Source organism: Lottiidibacillus patelloidae (assembly GCF_002262935.1).
Lineage (GTDB): Bacteria > Bacillota > Bacilli > Bacillales > SA5d-4 > Lottiidibacillus > Lottiidibacillus patelloidae.
Genome location: NZ_NPIA01000003.1, coordinates 156,629 through 173,770 on the forward strand (window position 1 = coordinate 156,629; position 17,142 = coordinate 173,770).

General features: G+C 35.3%; 18 protein-coding genes. All 18 read left to right on the plus strand.

Annotation, left to right across the window (positions count from 1 at the left end):
- Positions 1 to 81: 81 nt before the first annotated feature.
- The 18 genes from der to aroA all read left to right on the plus strand — a co-directional run bounded on the left by der (position 82) and on the right by aroA (position 17,134).
- Positions 82 to 1,398, plus strand: coding sequence for a ribosome biogenesis GTPase Der (gene der, locus CIB95_RS07310; RefSeq protein WP_094923772.1), 1,317 nt, complete (start codon positions 82 to 84; stop codon positions 1,396 to 1,398).
- A gap of 27 nt (positions 1,399 to 1,425) precedes the next feature.
- A complete protein-coding gene (locus CIB95_RS07315; protein WP_094923774.1) occupies positions 1,426 to 2,454 on the plus strand; it encodes an NAD(P)H-dependent glycerol-3-phosphate dehydrogenase in 1,029 nt (342 codons plus the stop codon).
- Between the two features lie 455 nt (positions 2,455 to 2,909).
- The gene (locus CIB95_RS07320) at positions 2,910 to 3,110 is read left to right on the plus strand and encodes a DUF2768 domain-containing protein (protein WP_094923776.1); all 201 of its coding nucleotides are present in this window, start codon (positions 2,910 to 2,912) and stop codon (positions 3,108 to 3,110) included.
- 11 nt (positions 3,111 to 3,121) lie between these two features.
- Positions 3,122 to 3,844 (plus strand): hypothetical protein, encoded by a 723-nt coding sequence (locus CIB95_RS07325; RefSeq protein ID WP_094923779.1) that lies wholly within the window; start codon positions 3,122 to 3,124, stop codon positions 3,842 to 3,844.
- A 214-nt stretch (positions 3,845 to 4,058) separates the two neighbouring features.
- Positions 4,059 to 5,537: a stage IV sporulation protein A gene (spoIVA, locus tag CIB95_RS07330; protein WP_094923782.1), complete on the plus strand. Its 1,479-nt coding sequence runs from the start codon at positions 4,059 to 4,061 to the stop codon at positions 5,535 to 5,537.
- Positions 5,538 to 5,810: 273 nt separating this feature from the next.
- Positions 5,811 to 6,083 carry an HU family DNA-binding protein gene (locus tag CIB95_RS07335; RefSeq protein ID WP_094923784.1) on the plus strand — a complete coding sequence of 91 codons (273 nt, stop codon included), beginning with the start codon at positions 5,811 to 5,813 and terminating at the stop codon, positions 6,081 to 6,083.
- Positions 6,084 to 6,231: 148 nt separating this feature from the next.
- Positions 6,232 to 6,798, plus strand: coding sequence for a GTP cyclohydrolase I FolE (folE, locus tag CIB95_RS07340; RefSeq protein ID WP_094923786.1), 567 nt, complete (start codon positions 6,232 to 6,234; stop codon positions 6,796 to 6,798).
- A 135-nt stretch (positions 6,799 to 6,933) separates the two neighbouring features.
- Positions 6,934 to 7,698: a heptaprenyl diphosphate synthase component 1 gene (locus tag CIB95_RS07345; RefSeq protein ID WP_158217581.1), complete on the plus strand. Its 765-nt coding sequence runs from the start codon at positions 6,934 to 6,936 to the stop codon at positions 7,696 to 7,698.
- Entirely contained in the window at positions 7,699 to 8,397 is a 699-nt protein-coding gene (locus CIB95_RS07350) for a demethylmenaquinone methyltransferase (protein WP_094923791.1), read from the plus strand.
- An 18-nt stretch (positions 8,398 to 8,415) separates the two neighbouring features.
- A complete protein-coding gene (locus CIB95_RS07355) occupies positions 8,416 to 9,282 on the plus strand; it encodes a UbiA-like polyprenyltransferase (protein ID WP_094924213.1) in 867 nt (288 codons plus the stop codon).
- Positions 9,279 to 9,872 carry a UbiX family flavin prenyltransferase gene (locus CIB95_RS07360; RefSeq protein WP_198949172.1) on the plus strand — a complete coding sequence of 198 codons (594 nt, stop codon included), beginning with the start codon at positions 9,279 to 9,281 and terminating at the stop codon, positions 9,870 to 9,872. Before CIB95_RS07355 ends, CIB95_RS07360 begins: the two co-directional genes overlap by 4 nt.
- Position 9,873: 1 nt before the next feature.
- Positions 9,874 to 10,731, plus strand: a complete 858-nt coding sequence (locus tag CIB95_RS07365) for a menaquinone biosynthetic enzyme MqnA/MqnD family protein (protein ID WP_094923796.1) — start codon at positions 9,874 to 9,876, stop codon at positions 10,729 to 10,731.
- Positions 10,732 to 10,745: 14 nt separating this feature from the next.
- Positions 10,746 to 11,714 carry a heptaprenyl diphosphate synthase component II gene (gene hepT, locus CIB95_RS07370; protein ID WP_094923799.1) on the plus strand — a complete coding sequence of 323 codons (969 nt, stop codon included), beginning with the start codon at positions 10,746 to 10,748 and terminating at the stop codon, positions 11,712 to 11,714.
- 99 nt (positions 11,715 to 11,813) lie between these two features.
- Positions 11,814 to 12,257: a nucleoside-diphosphate kinase gene (ndk, locus tag CIB95_RS07375; protein ID WP_094923802.1), complete on the plus strand. Its 444-nt coding sequence runs from the start codon at positions 11,814 to 11,816 to the stop codon at positions 12,255 to 12,257.
- 169 nt (positions 12,258 to 12,426) lie between these two features.
- Positions 12,427 to 13,599: a chorismate synthase gene (gene aroC, locus CIB95_RS07380; protein ID WP_094923804.1), complete on the plus strand. Its 1,173-nt coding sequence runs from the start codon at positions 12,427 to 12,429 to the stop codon at positions 13,597 to 13,599.
- 3 nt (positions 13,600 to 13,602) lie between these two features.
- Positions 13,603 to 14,682, plus strand: coding sequence for a 3-dehydroquinate synthase (gene aroB / locus CIB95_RS07385; RefSeq protein WP_094923807.1), 1,080 nt, complete (start codon positions 13,603 to 13,605; stop codon positions 14,680 to 14,682).
- A 74-nt stretch (positions 14,683 to 14,756) separates the two neighbouring features.
- Positions 14,757 to 15,842 (plus strand): histidinol-phosphate transaminase, encoded by a 1,086-nt coding sequence (hisC, locus tag CIB95_RS07390; RefSeq protein WP_094923809.1) that lies wholly within the window; start codon positions 14,757 to 14,759, stop codon positions 15,840 to 15,842.
- Positions 15,843 to 15,853: 11 nt separating this feature from the next.
- Positions 15,854 to 17,134 (plus strand): 3-phosphoshikimate 1-carboxyvinyltransferase, encoded by a 1,281-nt coding sequence (gene aroA / locus CIB95_RS07395; RefSeq protein WP_094923811.1) that lies wholly within the window; start codon positions 15,854 to 15,856, stop codon positions 17,132 to 17,134.
- The last annotated feature ends 8 nt before the right edge of the window (positions 17,135 to 17,142 follow it).

Genomic DNA, 17,142 nt, shown 5'->3' on the forward strand with positions numbered 1-17,142 from the left:
AACATGGCAAACATTTCCCTTCTTATGATGAAGGGTTTTCTTTATCTAATAGATAGAGATAGAAAGAAAGGACGTGAAGATTTGCCTAAACCAGTCGTAGCAATCGTTGGAAGACCTAATGTTGGTAAATCAACGATTTTTAATCGTATAGTAGGAGAAAGAATATCAATTGTAGAGGATATCCCTGGTGTCACTAGAGACCGTATATATAGTTCAGGTGAATGGTTAAACATTGATTTTAACATTATTGATACTGGTGGTATTGAAATTGGAGACGAACCATTGTTGGTTCAAATGCGTGAACAAGCAGATTTAGCTATTGCTGAAGCGGATGTAATTATCTTTATGGTAAATGGCCGCGAAGGAATTACTAGTGCAGATGAAGAGGTTGCGAAAATACTTTTCCGATCTAAAAAACCTGTCGTTCTTGCAGTAAACAAAATAGATAACTTTGAAATGCAACAAGATATTTATGAGTTCTATTCATTAGGTTTTGGAGATCCATATCCTATATCAGGTTCACATGGATTAGGATTAGGTGACATGCTTGATGAAGTAGTAAAATCTTTTAATGAGCCAGAGGAACAAGAGGAAGATGATGATACAATTCGCTTCTCTTTAATTGGTCGACCTAATGTAGGGAAGTCCTCACTAACAAACAGTATTTTAGGTGTGGAAAATCGAGTCATAGTAAGTGATATTCCGGGAACTACTAGAGATGCTGTAGATACGCCTTTCACTTCAGACGGGAAAGATTATGTAGTCATTGACACTGCTGGAATGAGAAAAAGAGGAAAAGTGTATGAGAGTACCGAAAAGTATAGTGTATTACGTGCATTAAGAGCTATTGAGCGTTCAGATGTCGTTTTAGTCGTAATCAATGGTGAAGAAGGAATTATTGAACAGGATAAGAAAATAGCAGGCTATGCACATGAAGCTGGTAGAGCAGTCATAATTATTGTAAACAAGTGGGATGCAATAGAGAAAGATGAAAAAACGATGAAGGAATTTGAAAAAAATCTTCGAAGTCATTTCCAATTCCTTGATTACGCACCTATTCTATACGTATCTGCTAAAACAACGCAACGCGTGAAGACAATTGTACCGATGATTGATACAGTAGCTGAAAACCATGCAATGCGCGTGCCAACAAACTTGTTAAATGATGTTATCATGGATGCAGTTGCAATGAATCCAACTCCGACAAGTAATACAAAGCGCTTAAAGATTAATTACATGTCACAAGTTGCTGTAAAACCACCGACATTTGTTGTCTTTGTTAATGATCCTGAGTTACTACATTTCTCGTATAAGCGATATTTAGAAAACTCAATTCGTAAAGCATTCGGGTTTGTAGGAACGCCAATAAGAATTATTGCTAGAAAAAAATCTAATTAAAGATTTTTGATGTAAGGAAGTGATTAGATGGAAAAAATCGCAGTTATAGGTGCTGGAAGTTGGGGAACAGCGTTAGCAATTGTGCTTGCAGATAATGGTCATCATGTTAATCTCTACGGAAGGCGTAATGATCAAATACAAGAAATTAATGATAAACATACGAACGAAAAGTATTTACCAGGCATAACTTTGCCTCATAATATTTTCGGTTTATCTTCTCTTCGTCACGCTGTCGAAGATGTTAGCACGATTGTTTTGGTAACGCCAACGAAAGCTATGCGCCAAGTTTTATCTGACTTAAAACAATTACTAACTAAGAAAGTCACCATTGTTCATGCTAGTAAGGGAATTGAACCGGAGACTCATAAAAGAATTTCAGAAATGATTGAGGAAGAAATACCAAGTGAATATTTAAATGCTGTGGTTGTTTTATCGGGCCCTAGTCATGCAGAGGAAGTTAGTCGCCGGATGCCAACAACTGTTACAGTTTCTTCGAATAATGCTAATGCGCAAGAACTTATACAGGACTTATTTATTAATTCTAATTTTCGTGTATATACAAATGCAGATGTCATCGGTGTAGAGCTTGGTGGAGCATTAAAGAATATTATTGCATTAGGTGCTGGTTTAGCTGATGGCCTTGGACATGGTGATAATGCTAAAGCGGCATTAATAACTCGTGGATTAGCTGAAATAGCGAGGTTAGGAACGAAAATGGGTGCTAATCCGTTAACTTTTGCTGGATTAACTGGAATTGGTGATCTAATTGTTACTTGTACTAGTGTACATAGTCGTAATTGGCGAGCTGGAAATATGCTTGGAAAAGGTAAAAAATTAAATGATGTATTAGAAGACATGGGTATGGCAGTTGAAGGAGTTAGAACTACTAAGGCTGCATATCAACTTGCTAAGAATGTCGGAGTAGAAATGCCGATTACTGAGCAAATTTATGAAGTTTTATTTAATGATAAAGATCCTAAAACAGCATTAGATGAGTTAATGGCAAGAGGAAAAACCAAAGAGTTAGAGGATTTTTCTGAGAAATTGTTTTTATAATATCAGTTGTTCAAAGTATTAATAAACTCACTCACACTCATTCTTTCCATGCATATACTATTTTGAATGTTGATGCAGAGGGAGGATGAATGGTTAAAGACATGTTTGATAAGTATGGGCAATCAAAATGTGTCAGCCAACTTAATTTATTAAACTTAGCTAATAGTGTAAAAGGTGCTAATCTTAAAGAATAGATACAGTTATTTAGCTTGTTACACATGTCAACAAAGCTTTTTAACTATTTATTTCGGTGTCTTTTTAATAACGTCCTACCACTATTATAGTTAAACTATAATGAAACTGTTTTCTTACGGGAATATTTAGTCAACATCTGGAGTAAAATGGCCCCTTTACTCCAGTTTTTTTATGCATTAAACTATAGAAAGTAAGCTGGTATCAAAGAAATAGTAACTAATTTTAATAAATATTTTACATACATAGAAGGAGTGCTAAAGATGTCACTAGGACTAATAAAAATGTGGTTTTCATTGGGTGCAATAGGACTAATGTTTATCGCAGTGATTTCCATCTTAATTAGTAGAACAAAATTAAAAGGCTTTTGGAGGTGGATGTTGTCTACAATTGCTTATGTATGTATGATTGTGGCAGGTTTCATCATGTTCTTTGTCGTATTTTCCGGGCCGGTTCCAGAGTAAGGATGATAAAAATGAAATTATTTTTTAAGACGATACTAATTATCTTTTCTATTGCTATACTTTCGGGATGTTTGTATCCAAGTGATAATTTGCAAAAAAATCGTGTTCCTTATGAAAGTCAGCTTGACTTAGTCCAGTCAGCTATTGACAGATATCAAGAGAATACTGGCGGGTTATTGCCTATTAAACAAAGAGATTTCACAACACCTATCTATCGAAAATATCCGGTAGATTTCACAAAATTAATACCAAATTATTTGCAAGAACCACCAGGTAATTCCTTTGAAAATGGTGGAATTTATCAATATGTATTAGTAAATGTAGATACAAAACCAGAAGTGAAGTTGATCGATTTAGTATCGGTAACAACTGTACAAAGTGTCAAAATGAGATTAGATGCATACAAACTTGAGTATGGCTATCCACCGTTTGAAGGTGCAATTAACAAGCAAGTATTCACTATAAATTACGATGCTCTTGGGTTTAAAACACCGCCGTATGTTGTCAGTCCTTTTACACAAAATAACTTACCAATAGTAGTGAACAGTGAAGGGCAATTAATAATCGATTATCGCCAAGACTTATACCAAAAAATTCAACAATTAGGGTCGATCCCGTATCAAATGGGCGAAGATATTCGTAATATACTAGTAGAAGACTCAGTGTTTGTACCAGTATTTTCTGAGCCTTACACAATTGATGAAAAAAATGAGCCAATATTTTTAATAAAATAGGAATGAACCTTTCTCTCTATCAATATGATGTAAAAGGGAGAAAGGTTTTTTTATTTGACATCCTTTTGCAGGAATATAGAAATCCTTTCAAACTTTTTTTTGTTCCTTGTCATAATTAAATCGGACAACAACATACATATGTATTGTCCTAGCTATTTTCTTTTTATGAAAGGATGTTTCCATCCAAGGAACTTAAATACCGGGAGGGGATTAAGTGGAAAAGGTAGATTTATTTAAAGACATTGCAGAACGCACAGGTGGGGATATTTATTTAGGTGTTGTCGGAGCTGTACGAACAGGGAAATCAACTTTTATTAAAAAGTTTATGGAAACTGTTGTACTACCTAACATCCAAAATGAGTCAGACCGTGTGCGAGCGCAAGACGAGTTACCTCAAAGTGCAGCTGGTAGAACAATTATGACGACAGAGCCAAAGTTTGTTCCAAACCAAGCGATTGCACTTCAAGTAGATGAGGGGCTTGATGTAAACATTCGTTTAGTAGATTCCGTTGGTTACGCCGTACCAAGTGCTAAAGGATATGAAGATGAGAATGGACCACGAATGATTAATACACCGTGGTATGAAGATCCAATTCCATTTCATGAAGCTGCAGAAATTGGTACACGTAAAGTAATTCAAGACCATTCAACATTAGGCGTAGTAATTACTAGTGACGGTTCATTTGGAGAAATTCCTCGTTATGATTATCTAGAATCTGAAGAACGAGTAATTAATGAACTAAAAGAGGTAGGAAAACCATTTATTATGGTCGTTAATACTTCTCGTCCTTATCACCCTGAAACCGAACAACTACGTCAAGAGCTACACGAAAAACATGATATCCCTGTTTTAGCAATGAGTGTTGAAAGTATGACGGAACACGATGTATACAATGTATTACGTGAAGCATTGTATGAATTCCCAGTACTAGAGGTGAACGTAAACTTACCAAGTTGGGTAATGGTGCTGAAAGAGGACCATTGGTTACGTGGAAACTACCAACAATCTGTTAATGAAACAGTAAAAGATATTAAGCGTCTTCGTGATGTTGATAGAGTTGTCGGTAACTTTAGTGAATATGATTTTATTGCTGATGCAAAATTAGCAGGAATCGAAATGGGGTCAGGTGTGGCAGAGATTGACTTATACGCACCAGATAATTTATATGATCAAATTTTAAAAGAAATTGTTGGAGTTGAAATTCGCGGTAAGGATCACTTGCTACAACTTATGCAAGAATTCTCTCACGCGAAGAAAGAGTTTGATCAAGTCTCTGATGCTTTGAGAATGGTAAAACAAACTGGGTATGGAATAGCTGCACCAGCGCTTGAAGAGATGAGCTTAGATGAGCCAGAATTAATTCGCCAAGGATCTCGTTTTGGTGTCCGTATCAAAGCGGTAGCACCGTCCATTCATATGGTCAAAGTGGATGTTGAGTCTGAGTTTGCACCTATCATTGGTACGGAAAAACAAAGTGAAGAATTAATTCGCTACTTAATGCAAGACTTTGAAGATAATCCTTTATCTATTTGGAATTCTGATATCTTTGGGCGCTCTTTAAGTTCGTTAGTTCGTGAGAGTATTCAAGCTAAATTATCATTAATGCCTGAAAATGCTCGTTATAAGCTTAAAGAGACTTTAGAGCGAATCATTAATGAAGGTTCGGGTGGACTTATCGCGATCATCCTATAATAGAAAGGCTTCTACTGGAGCCTTTCTTTTTTTTGTTCTTGCGAACGCTTTCAAAATATGTTATATTTTTTACAATATTTTCTGACAAATTAGTGGAGTTTTAGAAAAAAGTTAATAAAAATAACTAAAAATTTGTTGTTAAATATTGAAAAATAGCTAATCATCAGTTAATATTAGGCTTGGTCATACTAAAAATGACATTTAGTTGTATAGAAACTTGAAAATCTGTACACAAAGAAAGTAACGAGCAATTTTTTAGAGGAGGTGAAAATAATGAACAAAACTGAACTTATCAATGCTGTAGCTGAATCAACTGACCTTTCTAAAAAAGACGCAACTAAAGCTGTTGACGCTGTTTTCGAATCAATTACAAGTGCATTAACTAGTGGTGATAAAGTACAATTAATCGGCTTTGGAAACTTCGAAGTACGTGAGCGTGCTGCACGTAAAGGTCGTAACCCACAAACTGGGGAAGAGATCGAAATCGCTGCAAGTAAAGTACCTGCTTTCAAACCTGGTAAAGCCCTTAAAGATGCTGTTAAATAATTAATACATATTGGGCATATAGAAGCTGCGCATTTTGCGTAGCTTTTTTTTATTGGCTCAAATTTTGTTTGCTTATTTTTGCTTTTATTAATGTTATTATGCTAAAATTTTCACAATGCAACTTTTGTCGAACTAGGGGGTAGAAATAATGTCAGCAGTAAATAAAGAGCAAATTGAACAAGCTGTAAGATTAATTTTAGAAGCAATCGGTGAGGATCCTAACCGTGAAGGGTTATTAGATACACCAAAACGTGTTGCGAAAATGTATACGGAAGTTTTTCAAGGACTTAATGAGGACCCAAAAGAACATTTTGCTACTATTTTTAGTGAAGACCATGAGGAATTAGTGCTTGTGAAAGATATACCATTTTATTCAATGTGTGAACATCATTTAGTACCGTTTTTTGGAAAAGCACATGTGGCTTACATCCCTAAAAATGGAAAGGTTACTGGGTTAAGTAAATTAGCTCGAGCTGTAGAAGCTGTAGCCAAGCGTCCACAATTGCAAGAAAGAATCACATCCACTATTGCTAATTCTATTGTTGAAACGCTTGAGCCACATGGTGTAATGGTAGTTGTAGAGGCTGAGCATATGTGTATGACTATGCGTGGGGTTAAAAAACCAGGTTCAAAGACTATCACATCAGCCGTTCGTGGTATCTTAATGGATGATGCTCCTGCGCGCGCAGAAGTTTTATCTTTAATTAAACAATAAGTAAGACAAAGAAAAGTTGGACAATTGTGTTCAACTTTTTTTATACGACTTAAAAATAGCTTTTGTTTATCGCACTTAATTGGATATGTTATAATTACATGCAAGTATTTTTGTGAAATGTTGGAGGACGAACTGATGTCTTTTAAGCTTCAAAGCATAAAGGAAGAAGTAACACAATTAAATGAGCAAGTGTATAAAAAATGCTCTGTGGCTTATTTAAACAAATATGTAGCATGCCCGATTATTGATGAAGACAAATCTATGTTCTTATATGGTTTGTTAAAGCAAAGTAAGTACCCACATCTTCAAAGTGCTTATATTGCCGTAATGTTAGTGGATTTGGCTTTATCATTACACGAAGCAGTGCCAATTAATAATGAGCATGAAGGAGATGTAAAACATCGTCAGCTCACAGTTCTAGGTGGAGATTATTATAGTAGTCTTTATTATAATGAACTCGCCAAAATAGATGACTTAAATTTAATTAAAAATGTAGCTAGAGCAATTCAAGAAATTAATGAACAAAAGATGAACGTTTATTTGCAAAGGTCTGATGTACTAGAAGATTATTTAAAAGGGATTGAAAAAATCAATGCTTATTTGTTTGCGTCAATTGCAAATGAGTTAAAATGTCCGGAATGGTCACAGTTTGTAGCTTCGTTCTTTTTGTTAAAAGTGCTTATAATGCAACGAAATAATATTATTGATGTTAAAGTTGGACATAAGAAAATGATAGATCAAAATAAGGAAAATATCGATGTGAAAATTAAGGATCTAACAAAGAAAGTAATGATATTACTTCAAAGTAATTTAACTTTGCATCAATTATTTTCTGATTCATTTAAAGAACTTCAAAAATATGAAAATAGATTAGTTAATGCGACGGGAGAAGGCTTGTAAATGGAAACAAAAGAAAAGAAAGTACATCGTGTGTTCGAAGCAATATCAAAAGATTATGATTTTATGAATTCTGTCATTAGTTTTCAACGCCATAAAGCTTGGCGAAAAGATACAATGAAGCGGATGAAAGTTCAAGTCGGTACCAAAGCTTTAGACGTTTGTTGCGGGACAGCAGATTGGACATTAGCTCTTGCAGAAGCAGTAGGACCAACTGGCAGTGTTGTTGGCTTAGATTTTAGTGAAAACATGCTGGCTATAGGAAAAGAAAAAGTAAAAGATAGTCAGATGAACAATATTACTTTAATTCATGGAAACGCCATGGAACTTCCGTTTGAAGATGGGACATTTGATTACGTAACAATTGGTTTTGGTTTACGAAACGTTCCTGATTATCTTCATGTTCTAAAAGAAATGTATCGGGTGCTAAAGCCAGGAGGAATGGTTGTTTGCTTAGAAACTTCTCAACCAACAATGCCTGTTTTTAAACAAGGTTTTACCTTTTATTTCCGATATGTAATGCCTATTTTAGGAAAACTTCTAGCGAAAAGTTATAATGAATACTCTTGGTTACAGGAATCAGCAAATGACTTTCCTGGTAGAGAACAATTAAAAGGGCTTTTCATTCAGGCTGGATTTAAAAATATTAAAATTAAATCATATTCTGGCGGCGTTGCAGCGATGCATTTAGGGCGGAAATAAAAAGGAGTTTAGCAGTTGATTAATGTTAATAAAATTAAGATATTTTTAGAGATGATAAAATTTGAACATACAATATTTGCACTACCATTTGCCTTTCTAGGAGCAATACTAGGGAATGTACTTATCGAAGGAACGTTTCCAACCCTTATGGAGTGGGTATGGATAACGTTAGCGATGGTAGGTGCGCGAACTGCAGCGATGTCATTAAACCGCCTTATAGATGCAAATATCGATAGAGCAAACCCAAGAACTGAAACGAGAGCAATACCTGCTGGACTTCTATCAAAGGTTGAAGTACTAGTATTTACGGCTTTATCCTTCCTTTTATTATTTTATTCTGCCTACCAATTAAATGAGCTGGCGATGTATTTGTTACCAATTGCAGTCTTTTTCTTAGTGATTTATTCTTACACGAAACGCTTTACATGGCTTTGTCATGTTGTTTTAGGTATTACAATAGGACTTGCTCCATTAGGTGGTTGGGTAGGTGCGACAGGTACGTTAACTATTGATGCATTTCTTTTATTTTTAGGCGTAGTGTTTTGGATTGCGGGATTTGACATCATTTATGCTACCCAAGATGCTGACTATGACAGAGAAGTTAAACTTTTTTCTATACCAAGTCGTTTCGGTATTGCAAAAAGCTTAATGATTGCCAGAGCTTTTCATATTGTTGCATTTTTGTTTTTTGCAAGTTTAATATTCACAACTAGTCTCGGCTATATATACGCTTTTGGAGTGTTAGTTTCTGGCTTAATTATGACATATGAACATTCTTTAGTCTCGGCAAAGGATTTATCAAAACTGAATGTAGCTTTCTTCACAATGAACGGTATCTTAAGTATCGTCATGTTTATTTTCACATTAGGAGATATATTATTATGAAAAAAATATTCGCAGTCGGAATTACTGGAGCAAGTGGTGGCATTTATGGTGTAACATTAGTTCAGCAGTTATTACTTGCAGGCCATAAAGTACATTTAATTGTAACTGAAGCAGGTTGGCAAGTTTTCAAGGAAGAACTAGATTGGGATACAACTGATCGTGATAAGTTAATGAAAAAACATTTTCCAATTGAAAATAATGCTGAACTGCATTATCATACATTACGTGATTTTAATGCTCCAATAGCTAGTGGCTCATACCAATGTGATGGAATGATCATTATTCCATGTTCAATGGGAACGTTATCTGGAATAGCACAAGGAGCATCTGGTAACTTGTTAGAAAGAGCTGCAGATGTTATGTTAAAAGAGCGCAAGAAGTTAATTTTAGTTCCAAGAGAAACGCCGTTACATGCGATTCACCTTGAAAATATGCAAAAAGTAGTTCAAGCTGGTGGACAAGTATTACCAGCCATGCCTGGATTCTATCATAAACCGAAATCGTTAGAAGATATTGTGAACTTTTTAGTAGGCAAAGCATTAGACAACTTAGGAGTAGAACATCATTTATTTACCCGCTGGGGGGATTGACATGCCATTAAATGTAGGAGAAATAACCTATACTAATATATTACCGTTATATTATTATGTTAATCGAAGTAAACTTGCAAAAAATGATATTTCATTCGTACCGCAAGTGCCTGCCCATCTTAATCTTGCAATGAAAACAGGTGTAATAGATGTAGGTGCCATTTCATCTTTTGCATATGGACAAAATTATAAAGAATACGAACTATTTCCAGACCTTTCCGTTTCATCTTTTGGGAAAGTAGGATCTATCTTTTTATTCTCGAAACTTCCCATAGAAAAATTGAATGGTGCTTCAATAGCATTAACATCAAGTTCAGCTACTTCTGTGCATTTATTAAAGATTATTTTAAAAGAATTTTATTCTATAAATGCTAACTATGAAACAGTAAAACCTGAACTTCAGCAAATGCTAAAATCAAATGAAGCATGTCTTCTTATTGGTGATGATGCTATTGAGGCATTATGGAATAAAGATGATGAAAACTTATATATGTATGACTTGGGAGAAATTTGGACTAAGTTTACTAATCTGCCAATGACATTTGCTGTAGTTGCTGTTCGAAAAGCAATTTTAGCAAAAGAAAGATCGGCTGTTTCTATACTTTTTGATGAAATGAAAGAAAGTAAGGAATTGTCATTAAGAAATGGATTTTTACCGATGATTAAAGATATTAAAACAAAACATCGAGGTAATTATCGTTTTTGGGAAAATTACTTTGCTGGATTAGATTATCATTTTCAAGAGAACCAGTTTCGTGGCTTACAACACTATTATGAGTTATGTTTTAAGCATGGGTTTATTGAACAAGTTCCGAAGCTTTCGTTTGTAAATGATTATGCACATACTCATTCTATGTAAATAAGGGGAAAGCAATGGATTTAAAACAAATATACTTTCATTTACGTTCGGATATTCAAAAGATTGAAAACTCGCTTGAACAATCTGTCTACTCTTCTAATCCAATCTTAACTGAGGCATCAGTCCACCTGTTGAAGGCTGGGGGGAAACGTATCCGCCCAGTCTTTGTATTGCTAGCTGGAAAGTACGGCACTTATTCTATGAATAGGTTGTTGTCTGTCGCTGTGCCGCTAGAATTAATTCATATGGCGTCACTAGTCCATGATGATGTAATTGATGATGCTGATTTAAGGCGTGGAAGTAAAACAATTAAAGCGAAATATGACAACAAAGTTGCAATGTATTGTGGAGACTATATTTTTGCAAGAGCTCTTGAGCAAATTATTAAGATTGAAGATAAGGAAGCTCATGAGGTTCTTTCAAAAGGAATTGTTCAAATGTGTTTAGGTGAAATTGAACAAATCCGTGATCATAATGATGTAAATGTAAGTTTAAAAACATATCTACGAAGAATTAAGCGTAAAACATCATTACTAATAGCGATAAGCTGCAAATTAGGAGCAATTGCAACTGGAGCTCCAAGAAAGGTTTATCAAGGACTTTACCGTTACGGATATTACGTGGGCATGGCTTTTCAAATCTCTGATGATATCTTAGACTTTACTGGAACGGAAGAACAATTGGGAAAACCTGCTGGTGGCGACTTGAGGCAAGGGAATATTACATTGCCAGCAATCTATGCTCTTGAAAATAATGAACATTTCAGAGACTTAATGAACGATATTAAATTAGGAAATAGATCGACTGATGCATATAACGAAGCTATCGATCTTGTGAAGAGTTCCGGTGGGATTGACTATGCGAGGCAAATGAGTGAAACTTATTTGCAAAAAGCATATAACGAATTAGACAAGTTGCCAAATATAGCTGCAACAAAATCATTACGTCAAATAGCAACTTATATCGGGACGCGGAAGTATTAAAAAAATAATAGCAATACTTGTCCATTGCATGGTATAGTAAAGTTTGATAAAATGCTAGATGGCAGATGCCTAATACATATTGAGAGTGAGGACTTTATCATGGAAAGAACTTTTTTAATGGTAAAACCAGATGGTGTACAACGTAACCTTATCGGTGAAATTGTATCTCGTTTTGAAAAAAAAGGTTTCAAATTAGTTGGAGCTAAATTAATGACAATTCCAACTGAATTAGCAGAAGAGCATTACGGTGAGCATAAAGAGCGTCCATTCTTTGGCGAACTAGTTGACTTCATCACTTCAGGTCCTGTTTTTGCAATGGCTTGGGAAGGTGAAAATGTTATCTCTACTGCACGTACTATGATGGGTGCTACAAACCCTAAAGACGCTGCACCAGGAACTATCCGTGGTGATTTCGGTGTAACTGTTGGGAAAAACATCATTCATGGTTCAGATGCTCCTGAAAGCGCTGTACGTGAGCTTGGTTTATTCTTCTCTGAAGAATTTAATTCTTATGACAAGCAAATCGACGGTTGGATTTACTAATTAGAAACCAGTCATTATGACTGGTTTTTTCTTTTACATAAAAATAGTGTATAACATTTTTATAAGGTGACTACTTCTAAAAATGTGATAAAGTCCTTTTTATCATACATATAGCTGAAATTTTCCTAATTCATATAGTCATACTAATAAAAAAACGGGGTGTTGCATAATGAGATACTTTACAGCAGGTGAGTCGCATGGACCACAGCTAACTGCAATTATTGAAGGAGTCCCTGCCAACCTTTCCTTAAGTACTGATGATATAGATGTTGAATTAATTAGGCGCCAAAAAGGATATGGGCGTGGAAGAAGAATGCAAATTGAAAAAGATCGTGTGCAAATCGTAAGTGGAGTGCGCCACGGGAAGACGTTGGGTTCACCAATTACTCTTGTAGTTGAGAATAAAGATTGGAAGCATTGGACATCAATCATGGCAATAGAACCATTACCGTCAGAAGAAAGTGACGAAGTTAAACGAAAAATATCACGCCCAAGACCAGGCCATGCAGATTTAGCAGGAGCAATTAAATATGGACATCGCGATATGAGAAACGTCCTTGAACGTTCATCTGCTCGAGAAACGACAATCCGTGTTGCAGTTGGTGCTGTAGCTAAAACAATATTGAAACAGTGCAATATTAATATTGCTGGTCATGTTGTCGAAATAGCGGGCATAACTGCAGAAGAGCAATCTTATGCAACCCTAGATGAACTAAAAGAACGTACTGAAAATTCACCAGTTAGATGTTTTGATGTAAAAGCAGAGAAAAAAATGATGGAAGCAATTGACGAAGCAAAAAATGCTGGAGATTCCATAGGAGGAATTGTAGAAGTCATTGTCGAAGGAATCCCTACAGGTTTAGGAAGTTATGTTCATAATGATCGTAAATTGGATAGTAAAATTGCCCAAGCGATGATCAGCATTAATGCATTTAAGGGTGTTGAATTTGGCTTAGGTTTTGAAATGAGTAAACTACCTGGAAGTAAGGTACATGATGAAATCATTTGGAACAAAGAAAAAGGCTACGAAAGAAGAACGAACCGATTAGGTGGATTTGAAGGTGGTATGACTACAGGTATGCCAATCATTGTTAGAGGAGTAATGAAGCCTATTCCAACACTGTATAAACCACTACAGAGTGTGGATATTGAAACAAAAGAACCATATTTAGCTAGTATTGAGAGGTCCGACAGCTGTGCAGTACCGAGTGCTAGTGTTGTTGCAGAAGCTGTTGTAGCAATTGAAGTAGCCAAATCGATATTAGAAACATATGGAGTGGACAGAATGGATCAACTTATTGAACGTGTTGAACAAGCCCATAAGTGGGCGAAGGAGTTTTAAAGGATGTATCCACTAACCATTACGACAGAAACGAAAACATACCCAATCTATATTGGTCACCAGTTACGCTTTCAAGTGAAGTCAATGCTACAAGAAAACACAATTTCATTTGATAAGATATTGGTTATTACAGATGATAATGTTGCTCCATTATATTTAGATGATGTCATACGCTCTTTTAATAGTGATATTGTATACTCATATATTGTAAAAAATGGAGAACAAGCCAAATCATTTAATAACTACATACACATTCAAACGTATGCGATCGAAAGAAACTTAACACGCAATTCGCTAATCATTGCTCTCGGTGGTGGAGTGATTGGTGATTTAGCAGGGTTTGTCGCGGCGACATTTTTAAGAGGAGTAAATTACATTCAAATGCCTACTACAATACTTGCGCATGATAGTGCTGTTGGTGGAAAAGTAGCAATAAATCATGATTTAGGTAAAAATTTAATTGGCTCATTTTATCAACCGGCAATGGTTATGTATGATTTAGAGACGCTGCAAACATTACCAAGACGCCAGCAATTAGCAGGTTTTGCAGAGTTAATTAAACATGCTCTCATCGATGAAGACAATTCGTTGCTTACGAAGCTACAATATCAATCGCTTGAACAATTATTTACGGATAAGGTATTTCTTAGTGAAGCTCTGTATCAAGGGATGAAAGTTAAAGCAACAATTGTTAATAAAGATGAAAAGGAAGCTGGTATTAGAAAGTATTTGAATTTTGGTCATACACTAGGACATGCCATTGAATCGGAAACAAACTATCGAGTTTTACACGGAGAAGCTGTTATTATTGGTATGCTCTTTGCTTTATATGTAAGTGAGATTCATTTTAATAAAGACTTAAATTTTAAAGGATTAAAATCATGGTTTGAAAAACTTGGTTATGAAACGCATCTACCGACTACGCTCAATCCTGAAGATTTAGTAGTACAGATGAAAAAAGATAAAAAAGTGACAGATAATCAAATTAATATGGTTTTACTTGAGGAGATAGGAAAGCCTACTCTCCAAACATTTAATGATGAAACGATAAAACAATTTCTTGAGAATTTTTATAGCGAGTAATAAAAAAGATTGTCCCCCTTGCATATACATCAATATACGTTACGCGCTTATCTATATAAAAGGGGGACAAATTTATGCATTTAAAGTCGAGAATTACAAAATTAGGAGTTTATCAAGCAGGGAAGCCAATAGAAGAAGTACAAAAAGAGTATGGTTTAAAAAAGGTAATAAAGCTTGCTTCTAACGAAAATCCATATGGTTGTTCACCTACAGCAATTGCTGCTGGAAATCAATTTTTAAATGAGTTGGCAATCTATCCTGATAGCAACGCAACTCTTCTGAAAAGTAAATTAGCGAGCCACCTAAATGTAAAAGAAACTCAATTCTTACTTGGCAACGGATCAGATGAAATTATTCAATTGCTCTGTCGGAGCATTTTACACGAGGGTACCAACTCTGTGATGGCTGATATCACATTCCCGCAATATAAGCATAATAGCTTAGTTGAAGGTGCAGAGGTTCGTGAAATTCCTCTAATTGATGGATATCATGACTTAGATGGAATGGCACATGTTATTGATGAACAAACAAAAATAGTATGGATTTGTAACCCAAACAATCCTACTGGAACATATGTCAATGAGAGTTCATTGCGTGCCTTTCTAAATAAGGTCCCTTCTACTTGTCTCGTGGTTATTGATGAAGCGTATGTAGAATATGCTGCTGCCCTTGATTTTCCACAATCAATTTCACTACTAGAAGAATTCGATAATGTCCTTCTTTTACGTACATTCTCTAAAGGATATGGACTTGCATCATGCCGAGTAGGTTATGCAATAGGAAATGAAAAGTTAATGGGTAGTTTAAATATCGTAAGAGCCCCATTTAATGTTGGAAGACTTAGTCAAGCAATTGCTACGGCTGCTTTAGATGATCAAGCATTTATACAAGAGACACACATAAAAAATAGAACTGAAATGGAAAGGTATTATCATTTCTGTGATCAAAAAGGGCTGGCCTATTTCCCATCGCAGACAAATTTTTTACTCTTTGAAGTGAAACAATCGGGAGAAATACTGTTTGAAAAGCTTTTAAGAGAAGGTATTATCATTAGACCTGGTGAAAAATTAGGTTATCCAAATTATATTAGGGTAACGATAGGTAAAAAAGAAGAGAATGACATTGTGTTATCAACGTTAGATAAGTTTATTACTAGCTAGGAAGTGAAACGATGACAACTAGGAAGATTACAAATTCTTCGCAAGGTATACATGGTACAATTTCTGTTCCAGGAGATAAATCAATTTCTCATCGCGCTCTTATGTTTGGTGCCATTGCACACGGAGAAACTGTTATCCATGGTTTTTTAAAGTCGGAAGATTGTATAAATACAATGAAATGTTTACAACAATTACATGTAAAGATAGAAGAAAAAGATGATGTTGTAATTGTCTATGGAAAAGGGTTTGAAGGATTAGAAAAACCTGAGCGCACTTTATATGTTGGCAATTCAGGAACTACGATCCGTTTACTATTAGGTATTTTGGGTACACTTCCTTTTGAAACAGTTATTACTGGTGACGATTCTATTAAAAAACGTCCGATGGACCGCGTAGTCAAGCCACTTTCAAAGACTGGTGCTTTGTTTTCTGCTAATAAGGCGCCAATCGTCGTTTCTGGGACAAATACGAAAGGGATCACGTATGACTCACCTATTGCTAGCGCTCAAGTGAAATCTTCAATCCTACTTGCAGCACTAAATAGTGTTGGGACTACTAATGTAAGTGAGCCTAAACCATCTAGGGATCATACGGAACGTATGCTTTCCCATTTTAATGTTTCTTACCAAAAAAAAGAAAATATGATATCCCTAATAGGAAAGCAAAAATTAACTGGCCGTGAAATTAATGTACCTGGAGATATATCCTCAGCTGCTTTTTTTATAGCTGCAGCTATAATTACTCCTAATAGTAGTCTTGAGATACATAACGTCGGTTTAAATGAAACTAGAACGGGTATTATTGATATATTGCTAAAAATGGGTGCTAATATAACGATTTCAAATCACAGTAAAATGAATGGGGAAGAAGTAGGAACCATACACGCAGAATATTCTCCTAATTTAAATAGTGTTGAAATCTGTGGTGAAACTATTCCGCGTTTAATTGATGAGATCCCTATTCTTGCACTAGTTGCCACACAAGCAAATGGCATGACAGTGATTAAAGATGCAAGTGAATTAAAGGTGAAGGAAACAAATAGAATTACGGCAGTGGCTGATGAATTAACTAAATGTGGGGCAAAAATTGAACCGACAAATGATGGTATGACTATTGTAGGTAAAAGTACTTTGCAACATGCTAATGTGACTAGTCATGGAGATCACAGAATAGGAATGATGTTAGCTATTGCTGGACTTATTGCTGACGGTGGGATGACTATTGAGGATGCGGAAGCAGTATCTGTGTCATATCCGCATTTTTTTGAAGAATTAAATAATATTATGGCATAAAAATACTT